17 protein-coding genes are annotated in these 23,675 nt (G+C 60.6%); 7 read left to right on the top strand and 10 right to left on the bottom strand.

The features are described from left to right. Position 1 precedes the first annotated feature (1 nt). The 3 genes from ACLD1X_RS03045 to guaA all read left to right on the top strand — a co-directional run bounded on the left by ACLD1X_RS03045 (position 2) and on the right by guaA (position 3,937). Positions 2–550: a sugar ABC transporter ATPase gene (locus ACLD1X_RS03045; protein WP_429366061.1), complete on the top strand. Its 549-nt coding sequence runs from the start codon at positions 2–4 to the stop codon at positions 548–550. Between the two features lie 240 nt (positions 551–790). Then, a complete protein-coding gene (guaB, locus tag ACLD1X_RS03040; protein ID WP_008057763.1) occupies positions 791–2,260 on the top strand; it encodes an IMP dehydrogenase in 1,470 nt (489 codons plus the stop codon). Between the two features lie 99 nt (positions 2,261–2,359). Then, a complete protein-coding gene (gene guaA / locus ACLD1X_RS03035; RefSeq protein WP_413423661.1) occupies positions 2,360–3,937 on the top strand; it encodes a glutamine-hydrolyzing GMP synthase in 1,578 nt (525 codons plus the stop codon). Between the two features lie 84 nt (positions 3,938–4,021). On the opposite strand, the gene ACLD1X_RS03030 is transcribed toward guaA, so the two are convergent. Continuing rightward, a complete protein-coding gene (locus ACLD1X_RS03030) occupies positions 4,022–8,761 on the bottom strand; it encodes a membrane-targeted effector domain-containing toxin (protein WP_429366060.1) in 4,740 nt (1,579 codons plus the stop codon). Positions 8,762–8,971: 210 nt separating this feature from the next. On the opposite strand from ACLD1X_RS03030, the gene ACLD1X_RS03025 reads away from it, so the two are divergent. Continuing rightward, positions 8,972–10,348, top strand: a complete 1,377-nt coding sequence (locus ACLD1X_RS03025; protein WP_429366059.1) for a multicopper oxidase family protein — start codon at positions 8,972–8,974, stop codon at positions 10,346–10,348. After that, on the top strand, positions 10,348–10,845 hold the full coding sequence (tadA, locus tag ACLD1X_RS03020) for a tRNA adenosine(34) deaminase TadA (protein WP_429366058.1): 498 nt from the start codon (positions 10,348–10,350) through the stop codon (positions 10,843–10,845). The genes ACLD1X_RS03025 and tadA overlap by 1 nt, the downstream gene beginning before the upstream one ends. 120 nt (positions 10,846–10,965) lie before the next feature. On the opposite strand, the gene cmoB is transcribed toward tadA, so the two are convergent. The 7 genes from cmoB to ACLD1X_RS02985 form a co-directional block, all read right to left on the bottom strand. Then, on the bottom strand, positions 10,966–11,922 hold the full coding sequence (gene cmoB / locus ACLD1X_RS03015; protein WP_429366057.1) for a tRNA 5-methoxyuridine(34)/uridine 5-oxyacetic acid(34) synthase CmoB: 957 nt from the start codon (positions 11,920–11,922) through the stop codon (positions 10,966–10,968). Next, the gene (gene cmoA, locus ACLD1X_RS03010) at positions 11,919–12,698 is read right to left on the bottom strand and encodes a carboxy-S-adenosyl-L-methionine synthase CmoA (RefSeq protein ID WP_429366056.1); all 780 of its coding nucleotides are present in this window, start codon (positions 12,696–12,698) and stop codon (positions 11,919–11,921) included. The genes cmoB and cmoA overlap by 4 nt, the downstream gene beginning before the upstream one ends. 153 nt (positions 12,699–12,851) lie before the next feature. Next, positions 12,852–13,487 carry a lysoplasmalogenase gene (locus ACLD1X_RS03005; protein ID WP_429366055.1) on the bottom strand — a complete coding sequence of 212 codons (636 nt, stop codon included), beginning with the start codon at positions 13,485–13,487 and terminating at the stop codon, positions 12,852–12,854. A 2-nt stretch (positions 13,488–13,489) separates the two neighbouring features. Further along, positions 13,490–13,882, bottom strand: a complete 393-nt coding sequence (locus ACLD1X_RS03000) for a protease inhibitor I42 family protein (RefSeq protein WP_429366054.1) — start codon at positions 13,880–13,882, stop codon at positions 13,490–13,492. 217 nt (positions 13,883–14,099) lie between these two features. Then, entirely contained in the window at positions 14,100–16,517 is a 2,418-nt protein-coding gene (gene lon / locus ACLD1X_RS02995) for an endopeptidase La (RefSeq protein ID WP_429366053.1), read from the bottom strand. A gap of 308 nt (positions 16,518–16,825) precedes the next feature. Further along, complete coding sequence (locus ACLD1X_RS02990; RefSeq protein WP_429366052.1) at positions 16,826–19,237, bottom strand: glucose/quinate/shikimate family membrane-bound PQQ-dependent dehydrogenase; 2,412 nt, start codon at positions 19,235–19,237, stop codon at positions 16,826–16,828. Between the two features lie 212 nt (positions 19,238–19,449). After that, positions 19,450–20,832: a carbohydrate porin gene (locus ACLD1X_RS02985; protein ID WP_429366051.1), complete on the bottom strand. Its 1,383-nt coding sequence runs from the start codon at positions 20,830–20,832 to the stop codon at positions 19,450–19,452. Positions 20,833–21,217: 385 nt separating this feature from the next. Here ACLD1X_RS02985 and ACLD1X_RS02980 point away from each other — a divergent pair, with 385 nt between their 5' ends. Together ACLD1X_RS02980 and ACLD1X_RS02975 are read left to right on the top strand one after the other, a co-directional pair. Further along, on the top strand, positions 21,218–21,448 hold the full coding sequence (locus ACLD1X_RS02980; protein WP_057398608.1) for a VF530 family DNA-binding protein: 231 nt from the start codon (positions 21,218–21,220) through the stop codon (positions 21,446–21,448). Between the two features lies 1 nt (position 21,449). Then, on the top strand, positions 21,450–22,103 hold the full coding sequence (locus tag ACLD1X_RS02975) for a Pr6Pr family membrane protein (RefSeq protein ID WP_429366050.1): 654 nt from the start codon (positions 21,450–21,452) through the stop codon (positions 22,101–22,103). Positions 22,104–22,155: 52 nt separating this feature from the next. Here the strand turns inward: ACLD1X_RS02975 and ACLD1X_RS02970 are convergent, their stop codons facing one another. Together ACLD1X_RS02970 and ACLD1X_RS02965 are read right to left on the bottom strand one after the other, a co-directional pair. Then, on the bottom strand, positions 22,156–22,947 hold the full coding sequence (locus tag ACLD1X_RS02970; RefSeq protein WP_429366049.1) for a siderophore-interacting protein: 792 nt from the start codon (positions 22,945–22,947) through the stop codon (positions 22,156–22,158). Beyond that, a complete protein-coding gene (locus ACLD1X_RS02965) occupies positions 22,944–23,519 on the bottom strand; it encodes a PadR family transcriptional regulator (protein ID WP_429366048.1) in 576 nt (191 codons plus the stop codon). Before ACLD1X_RS02965 ends, ACLD1X_RS02970 begins: the two co-directional genes overlap by 4 nt. Positions 23,520–23,675 lie beyond the last annotated feature (156 nt).

The raw sequence follows: 23,675 nt of genomic DNA, 5'->3' as shown, positions 1-23,675 counted from the left end.
CATGAATTCGCAAAGCATCATCGTCCCGAAAATCTCCACACTGCCGGTGCACGAGCCCCGGGCCCGGGCGATCGTGCGTTGGCTGGTGCGCAAGAACATCGTCCAGCAAGAGCTGACCACTTGCGGCCGCACCGGCAATCGCATGGGCCATGCCATCGCCGAGGGTGCTCGTGAGGTGGTCCTGCACCCGGACGCGCTGCCATTCGGCGAGCCGGTCAATGGCCTGGAGATCATCACCAAGCGCTGCATCTATACGCCGGCCAAGGGGTTTCTTGGCGAAGCGGGCTGCGCCGAGTGCCGCAAGGAAGTGGGTGAAGCCCTGTTCGAAAGCCTGGAAGACTGGATGCCGGGGCGCACCGACAACTTCACCTGCCCGGAATGCGGGCATGAAGACGACATCAACGGCTTCCTGTTCCTGCAGGAGTGCGGCTTCTCCAACCTCGGGTTCATCTTCAACAACTGGGCTGAAGCCGGGTTCAAGCAGGCATTTCTCGACGAATTTGCCGATTGGCTCGATCAGCCGGTCAGCTGGGTCAAAGTCGAACTCTGATCACCGTTGTAGGAGCGAGCCTGCTCGCGATGAACTTGAAGGCGACGTTGGTTTCCAGAAAGCACGCGTCATCGTTCACGACCATCGCGAGCAAGCTCGCTCCTACAAAAAAGCAGCAATAAAGCGGATGGAATCCCCGTATATCAGTAATGCCAATAATAGACAGAGTTTTACATTGAACCCGAAGGGGTGTCTGACTATAATGGCGCGCTTCCATTTTCCCGCTCGGGAGCCCCCGCGATGCTGCGTATCAGCCAAGAAGCTCTGACATTCGACGACATTCTCCTAGTGCCCGGTTATTCCGAGGTGCTTCCTAACGAAGTCAGTCTCAAGACCCGCCTTACCCGTGGCATCGAGCTGAATATTCCACTGGTTTCCGCCGCCATGGACACCGTCACTGAAGCCCGTCTGGCAATTGCCATGGCTCAGGAAGGTGGTATCGGCATCATCCACAAGAACATGACCATCGAGCAGCAAGCTGCCGAAGTGCGCAAGGTCAAGAAGTTCGAAGCCGGTGTGGTCAAGGACCCGATCACCATCGAGGCTGACGCCACGGTGCGTGACCTGTTCGAACTGACCCGCATGCACAACATTTCCGGCGTTCCGGTGCTGCACGATGGCGACCTGGTCGGCATCGTCACTTCCCGTGACGTGCGTTTCGAAAACCGTCTGGACGCCAGTGTCCGTGAAGTGATGACGCCTAAAGAGCGTCTGGTCACGGTCAAGGAAGGCGCCGACAAGAACGACGTTCGCGAGTTGCTGCACAAGCACCGCATCGAACGCGTGCTGATCGTCGACGACAAGTTCGCCCTCAAAGGCATGATGACCGTCAACGACATCGAAAAAGCCAAGGCTTACCCGCTGGCCAGCAAGGACGATCAAGGTCGTCTGCGCGTTGGCGCGGCGGTCGGCACCGGTAAAGACACCGGCGACCGCGTTGCCGCCCTGGTCAATGCCGGTGTTGACGTGGTGGTGGTCGACACCGCTCACGGTCACTCCAAAGGCGTGATCGACCGCGTTCGCTGGGTTAAAGAGAACTTCCCTGAAGTGCAGGTGATCGGCGGCAACATCGCTACCGGCGCTGCCGCCAAGGCCCTGGCCGAAGCCGGCGCTGACGCGGTCAAGGTCGGTATCGGCCCAGGCTCGATCTGCACCACCCGTATCGTCGCCGGTGTCGGCGTGCCGCAAATCAGCGCCATCGCCAACGTCGCCGCTGCCCTTGAAGGCACTGGCGTACCGTTGATCGCCGACGGCGGTATCCGTTTCTCCGGTGACCTGTCCAAGGCCATCGTGGCCGGTGCCTCCTGCGTGATGATGGGCTCGATGTTCGCCGGTACCGAAGAAGCGCCGGGCGAGATCGAACTGTTCCAGGGCCGTTCGTACAAGGCTTATCGCGGCATGGGTTCGCTGGGCGCCATGTCCCAGGCCCAGGGTTCTTCCGACCGTTACTTCCAGGACTCCTCGGCAGGCGCCGAGAAGCTGGTTCCGGAAGGCATCGAAGGGCGTGTTCCGTACAAGGGCACCCTGAGCGCGATCATCCACCAGTTGATGGGCGGCCTGCGCTCCTCGATGGGCTACACCGGTAGCGCCAACATCGAAGAGATGCGCACCAAGCCCGAGTTTGTGCGGATCACCGGCGCCGGCATGGCCGAATCCCACGTTCACGACGTGCAGATCACCAAGGAAGCGCCGAACTACCGCGTAGGTTGAGCCTTCAAGCAACAAGCTAAGCAACCGGGGCTGTTTGATTCAGCCCCGAGTTGTTTCTGAATCACGACTGTTTCTGAATGACTTAGACGAGACTGAATCATGGCCCTCGATATTCACGCTCACCGCATCCTGATCCTCGACTTCGGTTCCCAGTACACCCAGCTGATTGCCCGCCGCGTGCGTGAAATCGGCGTGTACTGCGAACTGCACCCGTTCGACATGGACGAGGATGCGATCCGCGAGTTCGCGCCAAAAGGCGTCATTCTCGCCGGCGGCCCGGAGTCCGTGCACGAAGCCAACAGCCCTCGCTGCCCGCAGGCAGTCTTTGACCTGGGCGTGCCGGTCTTCGGTATCTGCTACGGCATGCAGACCATGGCCGAGCAACTGGGCGGCAAGGTTGAAGGTTCCGAGCTGCGTGAGTTCGGTTATGCCCGCGTTGACGTGGTCGGCAAGAGCCGCCTGCTCGACGGCATCGAAGACCACATCGACGCCGACGGCCTGTTCGGCCTCGACGTGTGGATGAGCCACGGTGACAAAGTCACCCGCATGCCGTCCGACTTCCACATCCTGGCCAGCACCCCGAGCTGCCCGATTGCCGGCATGTTCAGCGACGAGCGTCGCTACTATGGCGTGCAGTTCCACCCGGAAGTGACCCACACCAAGCAGGGCGGTCGCATCCTGTCGCGTTTCATCCTCGACATCTGCGAGTGCGAAGCGCTGTGGACCCCGTCGAAGATCGCTGAAGACGCCATCGCCCAGGTTCGTGCCCAGGTGGGTACCGACAACGTGCTGCTCGGCTTGTCCGGCGGCGTGGACTCGTCCGTAGTGGCTGCGCTGCTGCACAAGGCCATCGGCGACCAGCTGACCTGCGTGTTCGTCGACAACGGCCTGCTGCGCCTGCACGAAGGCGAGCAAGTGATGGCCATGTTCGCCGAGAACATGGGCGTCAAGGTGATCCGTGCCAACGCCGAGGACCAGTTCCTCAACAACCTGGCCGGCGAAGCTGACCCTGAGAAGAAGCGCAAGATCATCGGCCGTACCTTCATCGACGTGTTCGATGCCGAGTCCTGCAAGCTGGACAACATCAAGTACCTGGCCCAGGGCACCATCTACCCGGACGTGATCGAGTCGGCTGGCGCGAAAAGCGGCAAGGCCCACGTGATCAAGTCGCACCACAACGTGGGCGGCCTGCCGGAAGAGATGAACCTGAAGCTGGTCGAGCCACTGCGCGAACTGTTCAAGGACGAAGTCCGTCGTCTGGGCCTGGAACTGGGCCTGCCGTACGACATGGTCTACCGTCACCCGTTCCCGGGCCCGGGCCTGGGCGTGCGCATCCTCGGTGAAGTGAAGAAGGAATACGCCGACCTGCTGCGTCGTGCCGACCACATCTTCATCGAAGAACTGCGCAAGGCCGACTGGTACCACAAGGTCAGCCAGGCGTTCGTGGTGTTCCAGCCGGTGAAATCGGTTGGCGTGGTCGGTGATGGCCGTCGTTACGCCTGGGTCGTGGCCCTGCGTGCCGTGGAAACCATCGACTTCATGACCGCGCGTTGGGCACACCTGCCTTACGAACTGCTGGAAACCGTATCCGGCCGCATCATCAATGAAATCGAAGGCATCTCCCGCGTCACCTACGACGTGTCGAGCAAGCCGCCGGCGACCATTGAGTGGGAGTGATCCTGCTAAAGCCTTGATGGCTTGAACGCCGGAACCGCAAAAGCCGTGTGAAATCTGATTTCACACGGCTTTGTTGTTTTCGGGTTATAGCGGTCGGGACCAGCCGGCGAGTTTCAGGCCCATGCCATTCAAATCCAGCAGGAGTTCTTTGATGCTGGCGTAGCGTTTTCCATTCACCGAGGGCCAGGCGGGGCGCTCGATGTAGTAGCGGCCTGCTTCGTCAATCTGGATGCGCGTGCGCACCAGAGCATTGGTGCGGCTGCGGTGCACCAGGAATATCGCGTCGGGTTGTTGTTTCAAGGTGTACATACCGTAGCGCGGCAGCAAGGCTTCGATTTCCGTCAGGGTTTTCGCTGGCCACGGCGTTTCCATTTGCAGGCGCAAGTCGCCTTTGGCGAGCGCGGAGCGTCCCGTGAGGTTATCGCCAAAATCCATGATTTTGCCCGGATCGACCTCGATACCCGTGGAGGCTCCTTCGGCGACGTCTTCAACGCGGATACCAATGGCTTCTTCCAGCTCGCTGATGCCTGCGATGCCTTCGAACGTGTTGGAGTGAGAGTTGCCCATCAGCGCCACCCATTTGTGCGCGCCCCGCAATGCCTGGTCACTGCGAATAATCGACCGGGCAAAGTAGTTCATCATTTTTTGCCGTGCCATTTCGTCGACGGTTCTTTCCTGATCGCTGAGGATTTCCATGCCGTTGAGTCGGTAACTCGCCATGCAGTCGATGGCTTGCACGCGGATGCCGTGTTTTCCTGCGGCCTTCACCAGTTCAAGAAAGTTGTAGCGTTCAAGGGGGTCGGTCATGTGCCCGATGTCGAGGGCCTTGAGGTAGTTTTCCAGGTCGTTTGCCATTACCCCGGTTTCGAAAAACGCGTCCAGGGCGGCTTGATGGAAGTCCGTCAGCAAATGCTCCATATACAGCGTCTTCACATTTTTGCTGGCCAGCCGTTCCATGTTCTCGATCAGCCATTGCTTGCTGCCAATGTCGCCATGGCTTTCGCCGATGACCAGTCCACGGGCATGCTCCAGGGTCTTTTCGATGATCTCGTCGGCTGTGGCGGCGGGATTTAACGTCGGAACGGGTGGGCGAGCAGGCAATTGGAGGTCGGAATAAAAACTCACGGCATCGCGATACAAGCGTTTCCTGATCGCTTTGAAGTCCCGGTAGGGGTCGAACTCGTTCAGGCTGTCGTAGACATCTCGCAGCGCATTGTCGTTTATCCCGGCTGCACCCTCTTGCAGATGCGTCTTCAACCCGTCGGGAATGTCGTATTCCGATGCCGGTAGCGGTACCGTTGGTGCGCGGCCGGGCAAGCGTGTCGCGCTTGAACCTGGAGTCGGAGGCGTCTTGCCTCCCCCCTTGAGTCCATACCGCGGCATCGTTTCCCACTTGCCTTCAGCGTTCAGGCGGACAGGGATCGAGCCGGCAGACGTTGAAGGTCTGACCGGATCAACGATCGCCCAGTGTCCTGGTCCGGCGCCGTCGTCTTGAAAGCGAACGTAATAGGGAATCTCGTCGATCATGATGGCGGTCGAGGGCTCGGAGTCGAGCCGATAAATGCCCTGGAATCTTCCGGGGGTTGTTTCGGGTGTTGTGCCGTCCAGCACTTCGTTGGCTTGCCAATGCTGAGGGATGGTCGGTCGCGGAACTTCAGGTCGCACCGGTGCAAGATCCTCCAGTACCGACGCGGCACCCTCCGCTTCGCCGGCCAGTTCTGGCCAGCCCATCGGTTGCATCCCTTTTCTGATCAGTGTCTGCTTCAGCTCATCGAGGCTGTCCACCGTCGTGCTTTCGTGGGCTGGACCCATAGGCGTGTCCAGATTGATTCGGCCGCCGGGTGTAAGTCTGAGTACGCTGTCTGCCATTCGATTTTCGGCATTGCGATAAACCACGAAGATGCTGCTTCTGTAACGCTGGAAGGTGAACATCCCGGGTCGCGACAACAGTGTTTTCAAATCATGCGGACCTCTGTGCGCCCAAGGTGTTTCAATCTGTACTCGCCAGTCGCCCTTGAGCATTTCCTGGATGTTGTTGACCTCAGATTCATCTGGCACCTCCAGAACAGGGGAGTCCGGATAATCTGAGTAGAACACCTGCAATCCGGGATCGGCGCCGATGGGTTGGGCCTGACCCGGTGTGACATCATCGACGCGTATGCTCAGGGCATCGGTCTGTTCGCTGATACCGCGATAACCTCTGAAGGTTGTCATGTTTTCCCGATTGACTAGCGCTACCCATTTGCCCGGGCCTTTCAATGCTTCATTGAACTGAATGACCTCACTAGCAAAATAGCTGCGCGACATTTGATGGTTGGGCTCCAAAGCGTTGGGGTCATTGTTGATGTTGTAGGTCGTCGACATGTCGATGGCCTGGACCCGGATGCGCTGGGCATTGGCGCTTTTCACCAATGACAGGAGATTGAATTTCCCGTCTGGATCGTTGCCGGCCTTGATGTCGAGCTTGTTCAGGTAGTTTTCCAGCTCCTCGGACATTTCTCCGGTACGTGCGTAGGCGTCCAGGTCGAGCTGGTTGACGTTGGCCAGCAGTTCCTGGAGGTACAGTGTTTTCACGCCGAGGCGGGCCAGTTTCGGCATCTGTTCGATGAGCAGTCTCTTGCTGCCGATGCAGCCTCGACTTTCACCTATGACCAATCCGGGTTTTTCCGCCAGAGCGGTCTCAAGCAGTTGGGGCGGTGAATCGAAGGTCGACGCTGTCGTTACTGGCAGTCGGGGAGCCGGCGGGTGAAGGTCGTAGTAGGCATTGGCGTCATCGATCAGGTTTTTACGCGCATCTTCCTGTGCCAGGTCAAACTCGCTCACAGTATCGACTTGTTCGATTGGAAAGGTCCTCATGATCACGCTCCTGCCTTCTATGCTGGAGTCAGAACCGGTCACACTGCGCACGTCTATGTCACCGAGAGTCCATACCCTTCTGAATTGGCCCTGAACATCTGCTCCTCCCATGGCCCATGACCTCATTTCGGGGTCATCCAGTCCGGGAACATGAACGCCTGGATATCGCGCCCATTCTTCTACAGCGGGATCACCGGTAGCGCTTTCGAGAGTGGTTGGAGGTACGTTCATGCCCCCCCTCAAACCCAGCCTCGGCAGGGTCTCCCACTGGCCGTCGGCGCCCAGGCGTACTGGAATAAATCCCGAGGACGCATAGGGATCGGACGGATCGATGATTGCCAAGTATCCAGGACCATTGGGGTCGTTCACATAGCGCACGTAGTACGCATCGTCGCCGATTTTGATCGCGGATGAAGGGTTGGACTGCAATAGGTACGTGCCCTGGTATCTGCCGGGTTCACGAACCAATGTGTCATCAGCCAGCGGTTGGCTGATTTTGAAGTGGTCGGGCACTGTGGAGGTTTTTTTTCGGGGCTCGCCGGGTGTGACTTTCGATCCTCCTACGGCGCTTTCGGTCCCGCCAGCGGAGCCTTTGTCTGGCAGCAACGTTTCACGCAAGTCAGCCATTTCTTTCGCTTCGGCCGCGTCAACTTCAGGGCCGATTTCATTCAGCGCCCCCGGACCTTTGAGAACCAGCAGGTTGAAGAGTAAATCAATACCGCTGAGCACCGCACCCAGGATGCCGGCCTTGCGTTCTTCGGACGTTTTTCCGTTGACTGCCTGATCGATGTTCAAACCCATATTGGCGATGCTGGCGCCAATCACTGGCAGTGCGATGGGCCAACCGACGACCGCCATCGGCCCGAATACTTTCACCCCGGCACTGAGGTAACCGATCCAGAGTTTTTTTCGTAAATCGCCGTTGGAGGTCAACGACAACCTGGCCTCGGCGAGCATGGCTGCTTTGTTGGCGTCACTCAGCCAGGTGAAGGCGTCACCCGTGATGACCTGGTTTTTCCGGTTGATCAGATGGTGGTTGCCCTTGTTCCAGGTGTCGAAAAGAGGGGCCCTGAAATCGTTGAGGTTTTCGGTGATGGTTTGACGATCACCCAGAGAAAAATGGGTGATGAATTGTCGGGTAAATTGTTCTTCCAGCACTTGTTCAAGCACCCAGTTGTGCATGTCGCTGGCGGTTTCAAGGGTCCGGAATGCGTTGGTTTCACCGGGTTGGTAAATAATCTGCCGGCCCTTGGGTGCCACAAAGCGCAGGATGTTGTTAGCGACGTAGTCGCTGACATCCAGGGTTCGGACGCTACCCGTGCAGGGATGTTGCGACTGCAGCATCTGCAGGGTGACTGGCCAGGTGAGCGGGCCGATGGCGGCATTCGTGACGAATTGGAAATCCTCATCGCTTAACTGGCGTGTGTCCCGGGCCTGTACGGCTTTGATAAGGAAGTTGCACTTGGCCAGTGTCCGAAAATCGCTGCCGGAATCTTTCCAGAATTTCGTCAATCGTTCGGTGTACAGGGAACTGAAATCAATGCGCCAGAAGTCCTTCAACACATCGTCACCGTGCAGGCGTACTTCATTGGTGTTATCGAACGTACCGGCATTCGGACCGGCGGTGTAGAAACCGGTATAGCTATCCAAAAGGTCAGCGTTGTCCTGATCGCTGACGCGGAAGCGCTGGATCACCAGTTGCGTCAGGGTCATGGAAGAGGTCGGCGTCGCGTTGACATGTTCCCAGCCGGTGAAGGTTTTCGAATTGCTTTGGGCAGCATCGAAGCGGTGGAAATAGACGCGATCCGGATCGAGACCGGTGATGTTGTATTTGTTCAACAGATCGCGGGCAACTTCGTGCGCCGTGTCCTGCAGGCTTGGACATGTCTGGATGACGGTGGTGGCGATGGCCTTGAGTGCGGCCTTGTCGGCGGCATTAGGCAGCGGACGTGCTGTATTCGGGTTCATGCACTCTCATTCCTTGAGAAAACGGGACGTCGAGAATGGCCCGTTTGCTCAAGGCCCGTGCACTACATGTTTATATCCATGCGAATTGAGCTGATCTGACTGTGACCCGTCGCCGCGTCGGGTTTGCTGTTTCTTTCACAATTGCAGGTGTATCGTATTCGCCTTTTGCGGGCCCACGACCCGTTGCTGATACGTGAGGTAGTTGAGTTCATGTCGTTTACCCGTCGCCAAATCCTCGGTGGCCTGGCCGGTCTTGTTGTCGTTGGCGTGGGCGCCGGTGGTGCGTCACGCTATTGGCTGGGCAAGATGGCCGACGCGGATGCCGGTCACGACTACGAGTTGATTGCCGCACCGCTGGACGTCGAACTGGTGCCGGGGCACAAGACCGAGGCCTGGGCGTTCGGCCCATCGGCGCCGGGCACCGAGTTGCGTGTGCGCCAGGGCGAATGGCTGCGGGTGCGGTTCATCAATCATCTGCCGGTCGCTACCACTATCCACTGGCACGGCATCCGTCTGCCGCTGGAGATGGACGGTGTGCCTTACGTGTCGCAATTGCCGGTGCTGCCGGGAGAGTATTTCGACTACAAATTCCGCGTGCCCGACGCTGGCAGCTACTGGTATCACCCGCACGTGAACAGCAGCGAAGAACTTGGCCGTGGGCTGGTCGGGCCGTTGATCATCGAAGAGCGCGAGCCGACCGGATTCAAGTACGAAAAAACCTTGAGCCTCAAGAGTTGGCATGTCGACGAGGTGGGCAATTTCGTCGAGTTCAGCATTCCCCGTGAAGCGGCCCGTGGCGGCACGGCCGGGCGCCTGTCGACCATCAACGGCGTCCCGCAGCCGGTGATCGACTTGCCGGCCGGGCAGATTACCCGAGTACGCCTGCTCAACCTCGATAACACCCTGACTTATCGCCTGAACATTCCCGGTGTCGAAGCGCAGATCTATGCGCTGGACGGCAACCCCATCGAGCCGCGCCCGCTTGGCAAGGAATACTGGCTCGGTCCTGGCATGCGTATCTGCCTGGCGATCAAGGCGCCGGCGGCCGGTGAGGAGTTGTCCCTGCGTAATGGTCCGGTTCGCCTGGCTACATTGCGCTCGGTGGCCAATGGCGACGCGCCGACCGACTGGCCGCCGGCACTGCCGGCCAACCCGATCGCCGAGCCGGACCTGGCCAATGCCGAGAAACTCAACTTCAATTTCGAATGGGTGGGCTCGGTGTCGGTCAATCTCGACAACGGCAAGCCGCCAAGCCTGTGGCAGATCAACGGCAAGGCCTGGGACATCACCGACAAGACCTGCGCCGACCGCCCGATTGCCAAGCTTGAGAAGGGCAAGAGCTACATCTTCGAATTGAAAAACATGACTCAGTATCAGCATCCGATTCACCTGCACGGCATGAGCTTCAAGGTCATCGCCTCGAACCGGCACAAAATCATTCCGTACTTCACCGACACCTACCTGCTGGGCAAGAACGAGCGCGCCCAGGTGGCGCTGGTGGCGGATAACCCCGGCGTGTGGATGTTCCATTGCCACGTGATCGACCATATGGAAACCGGCCTGATGGCCGCGATCGAGGTGGCGTGATGCGTCAGATTCGACCCACCGCCATTATCGACCGTAGCCGTGATCGGGATTTCATGCGTGAAGCCCTGGCGCTGGCCGCGCAAGGTGCAGCACTCGGCGAAGTGCCGGTGGGCGCGGTACTGGTGCAGGACGGTGAAATCATCGGCCGCGGCTTCAATTGCCCGATCAGTGGCAGCGACCCGAGCGCCCACGCCGAGATGGTCGCCATCCGCGCTGCTGCCCAGGCCGTGAGCAACTATCGCCTGCCAGGCAGCACGCTGTATGTGACCCTGGAGCCGTGCAGCATGTGCGCAGGCCTGATCGTGCATTCGCGGATTGCGCGGGTAGTGTACGGCGCGCTGGAACCGAAAGCCGGGATTGTGCAGAGCCAGGGGCAGTTCTTTACCCAGGGTTTCTTGAATCACCGGGTGCTGTATGAGGGCGGGGTGTTGGCGGAGGAGTGCGGGGCGGTGCTGAGCGAGTTCTTCAAGGCCAGGCGCGCCAAACCCTCAGACTGAACACCGAACCAATGTGGGAGCGGGCTTGCTCGCGAAAGCGGTGGATCAGTGAACATGGATGTCGACTGACTCTCCGCTTTCGCGAGCAAGCCCGCTCCCACAGGTTTTTCTGGTGTCTGGTTATTTGCGGGCGACGATGACAGCCCGCATCGGCGCCGGCAAACCTTCGATGGTCTTGCTGTGATCCTCGGGATCCAGGAAGTCACTGAGCGACTGATACTTCATCCACTCCGTCCCGCGCTGTTCCTCGATCGTGGTGGTGCTCACATCCACGCACTTCACATCGGTGAATCCGGCGCGACGCAGCCACAATTCCAGCGCCGGCACCGATGGCAGGAACCAGACGTTGCGCATCTGCGCGTAACGGTCTTCCGGCACCAGCACCTGGTGCTTGTCGCCTTCAACCACCAGCGTTTCCAGCACCAGCTCACCGCCTTTGACCAGGCAATCCTTCAGCGCCAGCAAATGCTCGATGGGCGAGCGGCGGTGGTAGAACACACCCATGGAAAACACCGTGTCGAAACCTTCGAGGTTCGGCGGCAGGTCTTCGAACGGGAAGGGCAGGTGCCAGGCGTTCGGCTCTGACAGGTAACGCTGCACGGCCTGGAACTGGCAGAAGAACAGCCAGTTCGGGTCGACGCCGATCACGCTGTCCGCACCGGCGCCGAGCATGCGCCACATGTAATAGCCGTTGCCGCAGCCGACATCGAGGATGCGTTTGCCTTTGAGATCCAGATGCGGGGCGACCCGCGACCATTTCCAGTCCGAGCGCCATTCCGTGTCGACGTGTACGCCGAACAGATCGAACGGCCCTTTGCGCCACGGCGACAACCCCATCAGGGCCGTACGCATTTGTGCACGGGTTTGATCGTCGCAATCGGTGTCCAGCTTCAGGCCATTGAGCAGGTCGACTTCACTTGGCTGAATCTTTGGCAGGGCGTCCAGCGCGCTTTGCCAGCGCTCCAGGTCGCCGTGACCTTTTTCCATTTTCTTGTCGAGTTGCGCTTGCAGGGTGTTGGCCCAGTCGGCCAGCGGTGTGCCGGCCAGACGGCGGGCGAGGGGGGACAGATCAATCATGGCAAGGCAATCAACGAGGCAAAGTTAAGACACTGGAACCACGGCACGACTTTCGAGAACCCGGCGGCCAGCAGGCGTTCGCGGTGTTCTTCGAGGCTGTCGGGCTTCATGACGTTTTCGATGGCGCTGCGCTTCTGGGCGATTTCCAGCTCGCTGTAGCCGTTGGCGCGTTTGAAGGCGATGTGCAAGTCGGTCAGCAACGCGTGTTCCTGCTCGTCTTCGAAGCGCAGCTTCTCCGAGAGGATCAGCGCGCCACCGGGCAGCAGCGATTGGTGGATACGCGTCAGCAACGCGGTGCGCTGGTCGGGGGCGATGAATTGCAGGGTGAAGTTCAACGCCACCACCGAGGCTGGCTGAAAGTCGAGGGCAAGGATATCGCCTTCGATCACCTCGACCGGCAGCAACTCCTGGAACATCGAATCCTGCCCGTTGAGGTACTCGCGGCAGCGTTCGACCATCGCCGCCGAGTTATCCACAGCGATCACCCGGCAACCGTCGGTGCGCACGTGCCGGCGCAGGGCCTGGGTCACGGCGCCCAGCGAGGAGCCCAGGTCGTAGAGCACGCTGCCCGGCTGGGCGAACTGCGCGGCGAGCACGCCGAGGTTTTCAACGATGGTCGGATAACCCGGCACCGAGCGCTTGATCATGTCCGGGAATACCCGCACCACGTCCTCGTTAAAGGCGAAGTCAGGCACCTGGGCCAAAGGCTGGGCGAAAAGGCGATCGGGTTCTTTGCTCACGGCGGTTCCAGCGGTGTAGGTGGAAAAGGCCGGCATTTTAGCCAAGTTGGCGCGCTGATGCGCGGGTTGTCTGATAAACCGGCGGGGAGGCTCTGAGGTCCGTGTTGTCAGTGATACCGCTTTCGCGAGCAAGCCCGCTCCCACAAGGACTGCGCTGTACCTGTGGGAGCGGGCTTGCTCGCGAAGAATTCAGCGCGGTTTTGTGCCAAACGCCGAAGCGGTGATCCCCCATTGCCCCAGCCAATAGCTGAGGATGATCACGTAAGGCGCCGCATCGAACGGCACCACAAAGCGACTGATGCCGATCACGCTGTCGGAAAACACGAACGCCACCGCCCCGCCCGCCGCCAGCAGTGCCGAACGCTTGGGCACGTCGGTGCCGAGCCGCGCGAGGGCGCGCCAGAGCATGGCGCTGATCGCCGTGCCATAGACAATCACGGGCACCAGCAATGGGCCGAGACCATTGGAAATCAGAATCCCCAGCAGGACGGCACCGACGCCGAGGGCCAGCACCAGTGGCAGCAACGCCAGCCGCCGGCAATCGCTCAGATACGCTTTCAGATAGGCCAGGTGGGCGACGAGAAACGCGCCCAAGCCAAACACGAACAAGTCCCCCGGCCATGCCAGCAACACGTCGCCGAGCAGGGAGAAAATCAAGCCCAGGCTGATCCAGCGCCGATAGTCGCCGGGCGGTGCGTCGTGCAGCCAGCCGAGCAGGGCCAGCACCGGCAGTGGTTTGACCAGCAGGCACAGGAGCGAGGCATGTACGCTCACGCCGTAAAGAAAGGTCACCGCGCCCATCAGCGCCAGAATCAGCCAGCCCACGGTCAGTTAACCGAGATCGCGCAGTCGAAGGATTCCACCGGCAGCACTTCCGGTGCCCACGGCTGTTGCGAGGTCAGGCGCAAACGCCCGGTGCCGGTCGAAAACGCTTGAAAGCGCCAGGTCGAGACCCCGGCCGCGCCGACGATGCCGGCATCTTCCGGGTTTCGATAAACCTCCGGCCCCAGGGTGTGCAAGACGCCGCCGGCCGAATCCTGGATTGCCCAGCGATAGCCCGTGGTCGGATTGCTCGGCAGGGTCAGGATCAGGTTTTGCCCGTTGGTGAGTTTCACCGGACATTCGCTTTGTTTTTCCACGGTCACGTTCTGTTTCGGTTGCGTGGCGCACGCGGCCAGCAGGGCGAGGGCGAGGGGGGCAAGCAGGCGAATGGGGGACATAAGGTCAGCGGCTCCGGCGTTCACGACGAACGGCGAGCATAACTTAAGATGAGACAAAGTGTGACAGCTGGGGGAATTGGTGTTGTGAGTGCCGGCGCCTTCGCGAGCAGGCTCGCTCCCACAGGGATCTTCGGTGAACACTCAATTTGTGTTCTACACATTCCACTGTGGGAGCGAGCCTGCTCGCGAAATCGGTAGTGCTGACGCTACAGAACTATCAGAACAACACCTTCGCCACATCCGCAAAGCGCTTGGCGAAGTGCACGGTAATACCTTCCTTCAGATATTCCGGCAATTCCTCAAAGTTGCCGCGGTTGGCCTCTGGCAGGATCAGCTCGAAAATCTTCTGCCGCCGCGCCGCAATGACTTTTTCCCGCACCCCGCCAATCGGCAATACATGCCCGGTCAACGTCAGTTCGCCGGTCATGGCCACGCCTTTTTTCGGCGGTTGGTTGCGCGCCAGCGACAGCAGGGCGCTGGCCATGGTCACGCCGGCGCTAGGGCCGTCTTTCGGCGTGGCGCCTTCCGGCACGTGCAGGTGGACGAAGGCTTCGTCGAAGAACTTCGGATCGCCACCATACGACTTCAGGTGCGAACTGACGTAGCTGTAGGCGATCTCGGCCGACTCTTTCATCACGTCACCCAACTGCCCGGTGAGCTTGAACCCGCGGTTGAGGGTGTGGATGCGCGTGGCTTCGATCGGCAGGGTCGCGCCGCCCATGCTGGTCCAGGCCAGCCCGGTGATCACGCCGACACCCGCCAGCACCTGCTCGTTGCGGAACACCGGTTTGCCGAGGGAGGCTTCCAGGTCTTTCGGCCCGAGCTTGATCACGGCTTGCGGCTCGTCGAGCAGTTTCATCACCGCCTTGCGCACCAGCTTGCCGAGGTTTTTTTCAAGCTGGCGCACGCCGGCTTCACGGGCATAACCGTCGACCAACGCCTTGAGCGCGCTGTCGCTGATGCTCAGGCTGGCCTTGGACACACCGGCTTTTTCAAGCTGCTTGGGCCACAGGTGACGTTTGGCGATGGCGACTTTTTCTTCGGTGATGTAACCCGACAGGCGGATCACTTCCATCCGGTCCAGCAGTGGGCCGGGGATCGAATCGAGGGTGTTGGCGGTGCACACGAACAACACTTTCGACAGGTCCAGGCGCAGGTCCAGATAGTGGTCGAGGAATTCGACGTTCTGCTCCGGATCGAGGGTTTCCAGCAGCGCCGAGGCCGGGTCGCCCTGGTAGCTCTGGCCCATCTTGTCGATCTCGTCGAGCATGATCACCGGGTTCATCACTTCGACATCTTTCAATGCCTGGACCAGTTTGCCCGGCTGCGCGCCGATGTAGGTGCGGCGGTGGCCCTTGATCTCGGCTTCATCGCGCATGCCGCCGAGGCTGAAACGATAGAACGGCCGGCCCAGGGATTCGGCGATGGATTTACCGACACTGGTCTTGCCTACGCCCGGCGGGCCGACCAGCAATACGATGGAACCGCTGATCTCGCCTTTGTAGGCCCCGACCGCGAGGAATTCGAGGATGCGGTCCTTGATGTCGTCGAGGCCGGCGTGATGTTTGTCCAGCACCTTGCGCGCGTGCTTGAGGTCGAGTTTGTCCTCGCCGTAGACACCCCACGGCACTGAAGTCGCCCAGTCGAGGTAATTGCGGGTGACGGCATACTCGGGCGAGCCGGTTTCCAGCACCGACAGCTTGTTCATCTCTTCTTCGATGCGTTTTTGCGCTTGCGACGGCAACACCTTGCCGGTCAGCCGCTGCTCGAACTGTTCAAGATCGGCGCTGCGGTCGTCCTTGGTCAGGCCCAGCTCCTGCTGGATGACCTTGAGTTGTTCCTTGAGGAAGAACTCGCGCTGATGTTCGCCGATCTTGCGGTTAACTTCGGCGGAAATCTCTTTTTGCAGGCGCGCGACCTCGACTTCCTTGCGCAGCATTGGCAGGACTTTCTCCATGCGCTTGAGCATGGGCACGCAGTCGAGCACTTCCTGCAGTTCGCTACCGGTGGCCGAGGTCAGCGCGGCGGCGAAATCGGTCAGCGGCGACGGATCGTTGGGGCTGAAGCGGTTGAGGTAGTTCTTCAGCTCTTCGCTGTACAGCGGGTTGAGCGGCAGCAGTTCCTTGATCGCATTGATCAGCGCCATGCCGTAGGCCTTGACCTCGTCGGTCGGCTCGGTGGGCTGGTGCGGGTATTCGACTTCCACCAGGTACGGCGGGCGGTGATGCTTGAGCCAGGTCTTCAGACGCACACGGGTCAGGCCCTGGGCGACGAACTGCAGCTTGCCGTTTTCGCGGCTGGCGTGGTGCACCTTGACCAGGGTGCCGTAGAGCGGCAGGGCCGAGGTGTCGAAGTGACGCGGGTCCTCCTGGGGCGAGTCCATGTAGAACAGGGCCAGGGAGTGGTGTCCGGACTTGGCCACCAGGTCGAGCGTCTCGGCCCACGGTTCTTCGTTGACGATGACCGGCAGCACCTGGGCCGGGAAAAACGGTCGGTTGTGGATCGGGATGATGTAGACCTTGTCCGGCAGGTTCTGACCGGGCAGGGCCAGGCCTTTGCCAGCGGTGTGGTGCGGTGCGTTTTCCGGGTCTGCGTATTCGCTCGGGTCTTCGGGGAATGCTTGCTGGTCGCTCATGGGGGCACCTGCGCAATGGGTATGGGTCTTAGATGGGGCAGGTTGGCGGTGGTTTCAACGGTCATTTTCTGCGAAGCGCTGTTTCGAAGGCGTGTTCAGGAGAGAGACAGGTTAGCTGAACCAAGGCTGTGCGCGGTCAGAATGTGGGAGCGGGCTTGCTCGCGAAGAGGGCGCGTCAGTTGATGTAAATGTTGCCTGACACAACGCCTTCGCGAGCAAGCCCGCTCCCACAGGGTGTTCCACGGCGGCCACAAAAAAAAGGCGACGTCCTCACGGACGTCGCCTTTGATGTTTACTGCCGCTGAAACTTATTCGGACAGCTTGTACGCAATCACATAGTCACCCATTTTGGTGCCCAGTGAGCCGTGGCCACCGACGACCAACAGCACGTACTGCTTGCCATCCTTGCCGGTGTAGGTCATCGGCGTAGCCTGGCCGCCAGCCGGCAGGCGGGCTTTCCACAGCTCTTTACCGCTGTTGACGTCGTAGGCGCGCAGGTACTGGTCCAGGGTGCCACTGAGGAAGCCGACGCCGCCGGCGGTGACGATCGAGCCGCCCATGCTCGGCACGCCGAGGTTCATGCCGACAGGAATGGGCGAGCTGTCGCGGCTGGTGCCGTTCTTGCGTTTCCACACGACTTTGCCGGTGGTCAGGTCGATACCGGCGACGTAGCCCCAGGCCGGAGCCTGGCAGGGTACGCCGAACGGCGACATGAACGGGTGCATGATCACCGCGTAAGGTGCGCCCGTGTTTGGTTGCACGCCCGCGGTTTCACTCTCGCGCTTGCTGCCGGCCGCGACTTGTGCGCGAGGCACCATTTTCGAGACGAAAGCCATGTAGTTCGGGCTGGTGAACAGCATCTGGCGGACCGGGTCGACCGAAACGCCGCCCCAGTTGAAGACGCCGACGTTACCCGGATAGATCAGGCTGCCCTGTTCCGACGGCGGGGTGTACTGGCCTTCGTAACGCAGTTCCTTGAACTGGATGCGGCACAGCATCTGGTCAAACGGGCTGGCGCCCCACATGGCTTTTTCGGTCAGTTCCGGGGCCAGCAGGTTCAGGTCCGAGCGGGCCTGGGTCGGGGCGGTGTGGTCGCCTTTCACCGCGCCTTGCGGAACCGGGATTTCCTTGATCGGGATGATCGGCGTGCCGTCACGACGGTCGAGGACATACAGGCTGCCCTGCTTGGTCGGGGCGATCAGCGCAGGTTTCACGCCGTCGGCGGTTTTCATGTCGAGCAGGGTTGGCTGGCTGCCGACGTCCATGTCCCACAGGTCGTGGTGGGTGAACTGGTAGTTCCAGCGCACCTTGCCGGTAGCGAGGTCCAGGGCGACCAGGCCGGCGCTGAATTTCTCGGCGCCTGGCGTGCGGTCGGCGCCCCACTGGTCAGGCGTCTGGTTGCCCAGTGGCAGGTAGACCATGCCGAGTTTTTCGTCGACGCTGGCCAGCGACCACATGTTCGCCGAGTTGCGGCTGTAGGTCTGGCCCGGAGCCAACGGTTCGGTGGCGTCCGGATTGTTGCTGTCCCAGTTCCACACCAGATGACCGTCGCGCACGTCGTAGGCGCGGATCACGCCGGACGGCTCGTTGGTCGACTCGTTGTCGGTGACGTGGCCGCCCATGATCACCAGATCACGGGTGATCGCGGCTGGCGAGGTGGAGTAGTAGCCACCGGGGGTGAACGGGCCGATGCCCTGGGTCAGGTCAACCACACCGTTGGTGCCGAAGCCTTCGCAGATCTTGCCGGTGTCGGCATTGAGTGCGATCAGGCGTGCATCGGCGGTGGGCAGGTACAGGCGACGCGGGCAAGCCTGGGCAACGGCTTTGCCAGCCTCGGAGATGACGGCGGACGCAGCGGTTTCAGACTTGGCGTAGGCGGCTTCGTCGTAGTACGACACGCCACGGCAGGTCATGTGGGCGAAGCCCTTGAAGCCCACCGGGCTCTTGATCTGCGGGTCGAAACGCCACAGTTCCTTGCCGGTATCCGGGTCCAGCGCCAGCACCTTGCTGTGGGCGGTGCAGGCATAGAGCATGCCGTTGGCCTTGAGCGGGGTGTTTTCGTTGGTCAGTTCCACCGGGTCATCGGCGGTTGGCAGATCGCCGGTCTGGATACGCCAGGCTTCCTGCAGCTTGCCGACGTTGGCCGGGGTGATCTGCTTGAGTGGCGAATAGCGGTCACCGAATTCGCTGCGGCCATAGGCCTGCCAGTCTCCGTCCGGCATTTGTGGCGCGGCGCTGGTCATGTCAGCCGAGTCACGACCCAACTCGCCGAAAGTCTCGCCCGGATGGGTGAACTGGCTGGCCACGGCGGTAGCACCGGCCAGGACCACGGCCACGCTCAAAGCGCCAGTGCCCGTTGGGGCCGGGCCATTGATCAGCAATGGGCGACGGAACCACGGCAGCAGCATCACCACGCCGAGGGCGAACCACAGCGCCAGGCGCGGCACCAGTTGCCACCAGTCCAGGCCGACTTCCCACAGGGCCCACACAGTGCTGGCGAACAGCACCAGGGCATACAGGCCCAACGCAGCGCGGCGGGCGGCAATCAGCAACACGCCGGTCAGCGCCAGGCCGATACCGGCCAGCAGGTAATACAGCGAGCCGCCGAGCATGCCCAGCTTGATCCCCCCGGCCAGCATGGCCAGGCCCATTAGCAGAAGCAGTATGCCGAGCAGGGTCGGCAACAGACGACCTCGACCCAAGGCACCATCAGTGCTCATAGTGTGATTCTCCGTGACGTTTCAAGTAGTCCCGCGCCAGTTCACTGTAGATGACGATCCGGCGCGGGCATGGTTCATATAAAAACTGTTGGGGCGCTGCATTCCCTTGTGGGAGCGGGCTTGCTCGCGAAGGCGGTGTGTCAGATAACATCGATGCTGGCTGTACCGGCCTCTTCGCGAGCAAGCCCGCTCCCACAGGTTCTGTGTGAGTTTTAGAACGACGACTGGATCTTGATACCGCCGATCAGCGCGTCATCGACCTGGTCCACGCCACCGGGATGGCGGATGTATTGCAGGTTCGGGCGCACGGTCAGCCAATGGGTGACGTGCACGCCGTAATAGAGTTCGGCGCTGTATTCGGTGTCCTGCGGTGGCAGGAAGGTCGGGTCGTCGAAGTCGAAGACGGCATGGGCCTGGTTGGTCGCCTCGGCGTTCTTGCGAAAGGCCGGGTTGACGTGCACGCGGGCCATGGCGAAACCGATGTCGTCCCTGGCGCGGGCATCGAACGGGCCTTTGTAGACAAGGCCGGCCTGGACGTAGTTGTCGATGGCGTTGGTTTTTTTGTCGTGCATCGTGCCGTTGGCGAACAGGCTCAGGCCGCGGGAGTGGTCGCTGGCGAGGCTGGTGACCTGCTGCTGAAGGCCCAGCCACACGCCGTGCTTGCTCGAGGCGCTGCGGTAGGCCTCGCCACTCAGGGCGGCAGGCTGGCCGTTGCTGTCCTTGTAGACGTCGGTGGCGTTGGCGCTGCTGTAGTAGTAACCGGCGCGGTATTCGCCCGGCAGGCCGTTGAGTTTCGGCGTCCACACCAGCTCCACCGGCAGGACCGCGCCCTGGGTGCCGCTGCCGCTGAGCTTGAAGCCATTGCCGCGATCCAGGTTCGAGGAGTTTTGCTCGTACGCACCCACCTGCGCGTACAACTCGGGCGTCAGGTGATATTTGACCCGCAGCGCCCACTGGCTGACCGGCCAGTTGTACCAGATGTCGCCCGCCCAGTTGCCGACCTGGGAGCCGCAGAACGCCAGGTTCTGGAAGTCGCAGGGGAAGCTGTTGAAGTCTTCGCCCTCACCGAAACGACCGACCTTGATGTCGAGGCTCTGGTCGAAGAACTTCTGCTGATACCACATCTGCGTCAGGCGCCAGGTCTGGCCACGTCCCCAGACCTCCTGGGCCGAGGTGAAACCGCCGACGCGCGGATCATTGATGCGGTCGTTGCTGATGTTGTTGCCGCTGCGTTCGGTGATGGTCAGCTGAAATTCGGCAGCGTCCCAGCCGAGGATCTTCTGCAAGTCCAGATGGGTGCCCAGGCCGAATTGGTCGCTGTAGCGCGCAGTGCGGTCGTGGTCGTAGCCACCGTGCAGGTTGCTGCCCATCTCGCCAGTGTAATCGACTTTGAAGTCGTAGCCTTTTTCCGCAAGTTCAGTGCGAGTGCCGTTCCAGTCGCCGAGCATCCACGGTGAGTCGCTATCGAATGCCGCAGCGGCCTGGACACAGGTGGCGAGGCCGAACGCGGTGAATCCGCTGATCAGCTTGAGGGTGTTGTGGCAAGAGACAGTCTTAAAGACAGCGCTGTCTTTCGAAAATCGTAAATCAGGCATAAAGAAGAAATTCTTGATCTTTTCTGGGGGATGAGCGGAAGAAGTGGCTAGCGGAAGCGTTTCAGCTAAGGCGGGCGCAAGGATAATGTTCTGTTACAAATAGAGAAAGGGCTTTTACTGACATGCAGCCTTTCGGATTTGGTAACAGTGCATGCGACTGATTGCTGCCCCCCTGTGGGAGCGAGCCTGCTCGCGATGGTGGTGAACAATAACGCGTTAACCCGGATGCCCATCGGCATCATCGGTTTCTTCGCGAGCAGGCTCGCTCCCACAGAGTTGTCGCGGTTCACCTACATTTAACAGACAGCACACAGACCGCTTCCCCCCAACGAAGCCCTCGGCTAAGGTGCGCGGCTTCCCATCCCTACATCGCTGAAGGCCCGGCATGACCGAACAGACCAACGACCCGCTGCATGGCGTTACCCTGGAGCAAATCCTCAACGCCCTGGTTGAACATTACGAATGGTCGGGGCTGGCCGAGCGCATCGATATCCGCTGCTTCAAGAGTGACCCGAGCATCAAGTCGAGCCTGACGTTCCTGCGTAAAACCCCGTGGGCTCGGGAGAAGGTCGAGCGCCTCTACGTGAAACTGATGCGCACCAAGCGTCCGCTCTGACATGTTCGTCCCGTCAGTCGCGCGGCGTCGTTTCGTCGCCATCGCTGCCATCCTTGGCTGGGTCGGATTGAGCATTCAGCTGTACCTGATTTTTTACTCGCGCTGGACGCTGGCAGCCAGTTTGATCGGCGGGCTGGTGAGCTTCTTCAGCTATTTCACCGTGCTCGGCAATACGCTGGTGGCGACTGTGCTGACCTGTGAAACGACGTCCCGCGAATCAGCCGCGCGCCGCTGGTTTTTACAGCCGTGGGTCAGCAGTGGAGTGGCCGTGAGCATCGCCGTGGTCGGCCTGGCCTATAACGTGCTGCTGCGCCATTTGTGGCATCCCGAAGGCTGGCAATGGCTGGCCGACGAGTTGCTGCACGACGTCATGCCGCTGCTGTACCTGGGCTATTGGTGGTGCTGTGTGCCGAAGGGCACGCTGCGGCTGGGGCACATTGCGTTGTGGGTGATTTATCCGCTGGTGTACTTTGCCTATTCCCTGTTGCGCGGGCATTTGCTGGCGGTTTATCCGTACCCGTTCATTGATGTGGAGAGGCTGGGTTATCCACAGGTGTTTATCAATGCCGGGGGATTGTTGGCGGGGTTCGTGGCGATTGCGTTGCTGTTGATCGCGCTCGATCGATGGCGTGGTGGCAAAGGCATGGATTTGTAGTGTTCGTAGCATCGCCTTCGCGAGCCTGCTCGCGAAGGGGCCCTGGAGGTTGTCACTCCTCGTCGCTGTCATCCAGCCGCCAATAGCCGACGGCTTTGACGAACTGATCATCGAGCCCATGCTCATCGAGCAGCACCCGGCGAATCTGCCGCGACACCTTGCTCTCGGTCGCGACCCAGGCATACAGGCTTCCTGCAGGAACCTGAATCTGCCGCACGGTACTCAGCAAATGGTCCTTGCCGCCTTCGCGCAGTACCCAGATCACATTGACTTCGGCAGCGCTCTGCAGCACTTGCTGCTCCTTGCCGTTCTCCACTTCGACAATCACCAACGCCCGGCGATTGGCGGCCAGCCCTTCGAGGCGGCGGGCGATGGCGGGCAGGGCGGTCTCATCGCCGATCAGCAGGTAGCTGTCGAAGATGTCCGGCACGATCATCGAGCCACGGGGCCCGCCGATGTGCAGGAACTGGCCAGGTTTGGCCTGCTCGGCCCAGGTCGAGGCCGGGCCGTCGCCGTGCAGCACGAAATCGATGTCCAGCTCCAGTGTGTCTCGGTCATAGCGGCGTGGCGTGTAGTCACGCATGGCCGGCATCGGCCCGTTGTCCTTGCCGGCGCCCAGCACCAGGGTTTCCAGCGCAGCGGCTTGCTCGGCGTTCTGCGGGAACAGCAACTTGACGTGATCGTCCGTACCAAGGCTGACGAAACCTGCCAGTTCCGGACCACCCAGCGTGATCCGACGCATGCGTGGGGTCAGGTCGACGACCCGCAGCACTTCCAGGCGACGACGTTTGATTTCATGCATGACGCGGTGAATGGTTTGGGAAGGCTCGATAACGTCGATCATTCGGCTGTCTCCTGGGCAGATTGAACGGCAGGGCCGTCGACAATGGCTTTGGCGGTGTTGTTGAGCAAGGTCGCGACACGGCGGATTTCTTCGGGGCTCCAGCGGCCATGGTGCAATTGCAGGGCATGGCGCAGGTTGTGTACCGCCTCGTGGATTTCCGGTGGACGGTCATGACCACGCAATGAGCGTTTGCTGACATCGATGCGCACCCGCACGCCTTCAAGGGCGACAGCCTGCTCGATCAGGGACAGGCGCCCGGCCTCCGTCACGCTGTAGCGTTTTTTACCGCCTTCGGCGTCGCCCTGGATCATTTCGCTTTCTTCCAGAAAGGTCAGGGTCGGATAGATCACGCCGGGGCTGGGGCTGTAGGCACCGTCGAACATCCCTTCGATCTGGCGGATCAGGTCGTAGCCGTGGCAGGGCTGCTCGGCGATCAAGGCCAGCAACAGCAATTTCAGATCGCCGGGGGCGAACACCCGTGGTCCGCGACCGCCGCGTTCGCGGCCAGGGCGTTTTTCGAAGCCGTCACGGCCATCGCCATGTTCACGGTGGGGGGAATGATGGTCTCTCATTTTTGCTTTCTCTCGTCGTATTTAGATACAACTTAAGATATATCTTAATGGCGACGCAAGACCTCCCGACCAGCGGACGCCCCCAGCGTCACCCCTGAGAAACCCGCCAGGATCGAAAAAATAGTGGGTATTAATGCAGGCGAACAACTTGAAATT

This window comes from Pseudomonas sp. 18173 (genome assembly GCF_050432945.1).
Lineage (GTDB): Bacteria > Pseudomonadota > Gammaproteobacteria > Pseudomonadales > Pseudomonadaceae > Aquipseudomonas.
Note: the sequence above shows the minus strand (reverse complement) of the source record. Positions and strands in the feature narration are given on the sequence as shown.

What these genes read in the sequence shown, in the direction of transcription:
- ACLD1X_RS02965 (WP_429366048.1), bottom strand. Translation starts at nt 23,519, where the DNA reads ATGAGAGACCATCATTCCCCCCACCGTGAACATGGCGATGGCCGTGAC.
- ACLD1X_RS02970 (WP_429366049.1), bottom strand. Translation starts at nt 22,947, where the DNA reads ATGATCGACGTTATCGAGCCTTCCCAAACCATTCACCGCGTCATGCAT.
- tadA (WP_429366058.1), top strand. Translation starts at nt 10,348, where the DNA reads ATGCGTCAGATTCGACCCACCGCCATTATCGACCGTAGCCGTGATCGG.
- ACLD1X_RS02990 (WP_429366052.1), bottom strand. Translation starts at nt 19,237, where the DNA reads ATGAGCACTGATGGTGCCTTGGGTCGAGGTCGTCTGTTGCCGACCCTG.
- ACLD1X_RS03030 (WP_429366060.1), bottom strand. Translation starts at nt 8,761, where the DNA reads ATGAACCCGAATACAGCACGTCCGCTGCCTAATGCCGCCGACAAGGCC.
- ACLD1X_RS02980 (WP_057398608.1), top strand. Translation starts at nt 21,218, where the DNA reads ATGACCGAACAGACCAACGACCCGCTGCATGGCGTTACCCTGGAGCAA.
- lon (WP_429366053.1), bottom strand. Translation starts at nt 16,517, where the DNA reads ATGAGCGACCAGCAAGCATTCCCCGAAGACCCGAGCGAATACGCAGAC.
- ACLD1X_RS02975 (WP_429366050.1), top strand. Translation starts at nt 21,450, where the DNA reads ATGTTCGTCCCGTCAGTCGCGCGGCGTCGTTTCGTCGCCATCGCTGCC.
- guaA (WP_413423661.1), top strand. Translation starts at nt 2,360, where the DNA reads ATGGCCCTCGATATTCACGCTCACCGCATCCTGATCCTCGACTTCGGT.
- ACLD1X_RS03045 (WP_429366061.1), top strand. Translation starts at nt 2, where the DNA reads ATGAATTCGCAAAGCATCATCGTCCCGAAAATCTCCACACTGCCGGTG.
- ACLD1X_RS02985 (WP_429366051.1), bottom strand. Translation starts at nt 20,832, where the DNA reads ATGCCTGATTTACGATTTTCGAAAGACAGCGCTGTCTTTAAGACTGTC.
- cmoB (WP_429366057.1), bottom strand. Translation starts at nt 11,922, where the DNA reads ATGATTGATCTGTCCCCCCTCGCCCGCCGTCTGGCCGGCACACCGCTG.
- ACLD1X_RS03000 (WP_429366054.1), bottom strand. Translation starts at nt 13,882, where the DNA reads ATGTCCCCCATTCGCCTGCTTGCCCCCCTCGCCCTCGCCCTGCTGGCC.
- cmoA (WP_429366056.1), bottom strand. Translation starts at nt 12,698, where the DNA reads ATGCCGGCCTTTTCCACCTACACCGCTGGAACCGCCGTGAGCAAAGAA.
- ACLD1X_RS03025 (WP_429366059.1), top strand. Translation starts at nt 8,972, where the DNA reads ATGTCGTTTACCCGTCGCCAAATCCTCGGTGGCCTGGCCGGTCTTGTT.
- guaB (WP_008057763.1), top strand. Translation starts at nt 791, where the DNA reads ATGCTGCGTATCAGCCAAGAAGCTCTGACATTCGACGACATTCTCCTA.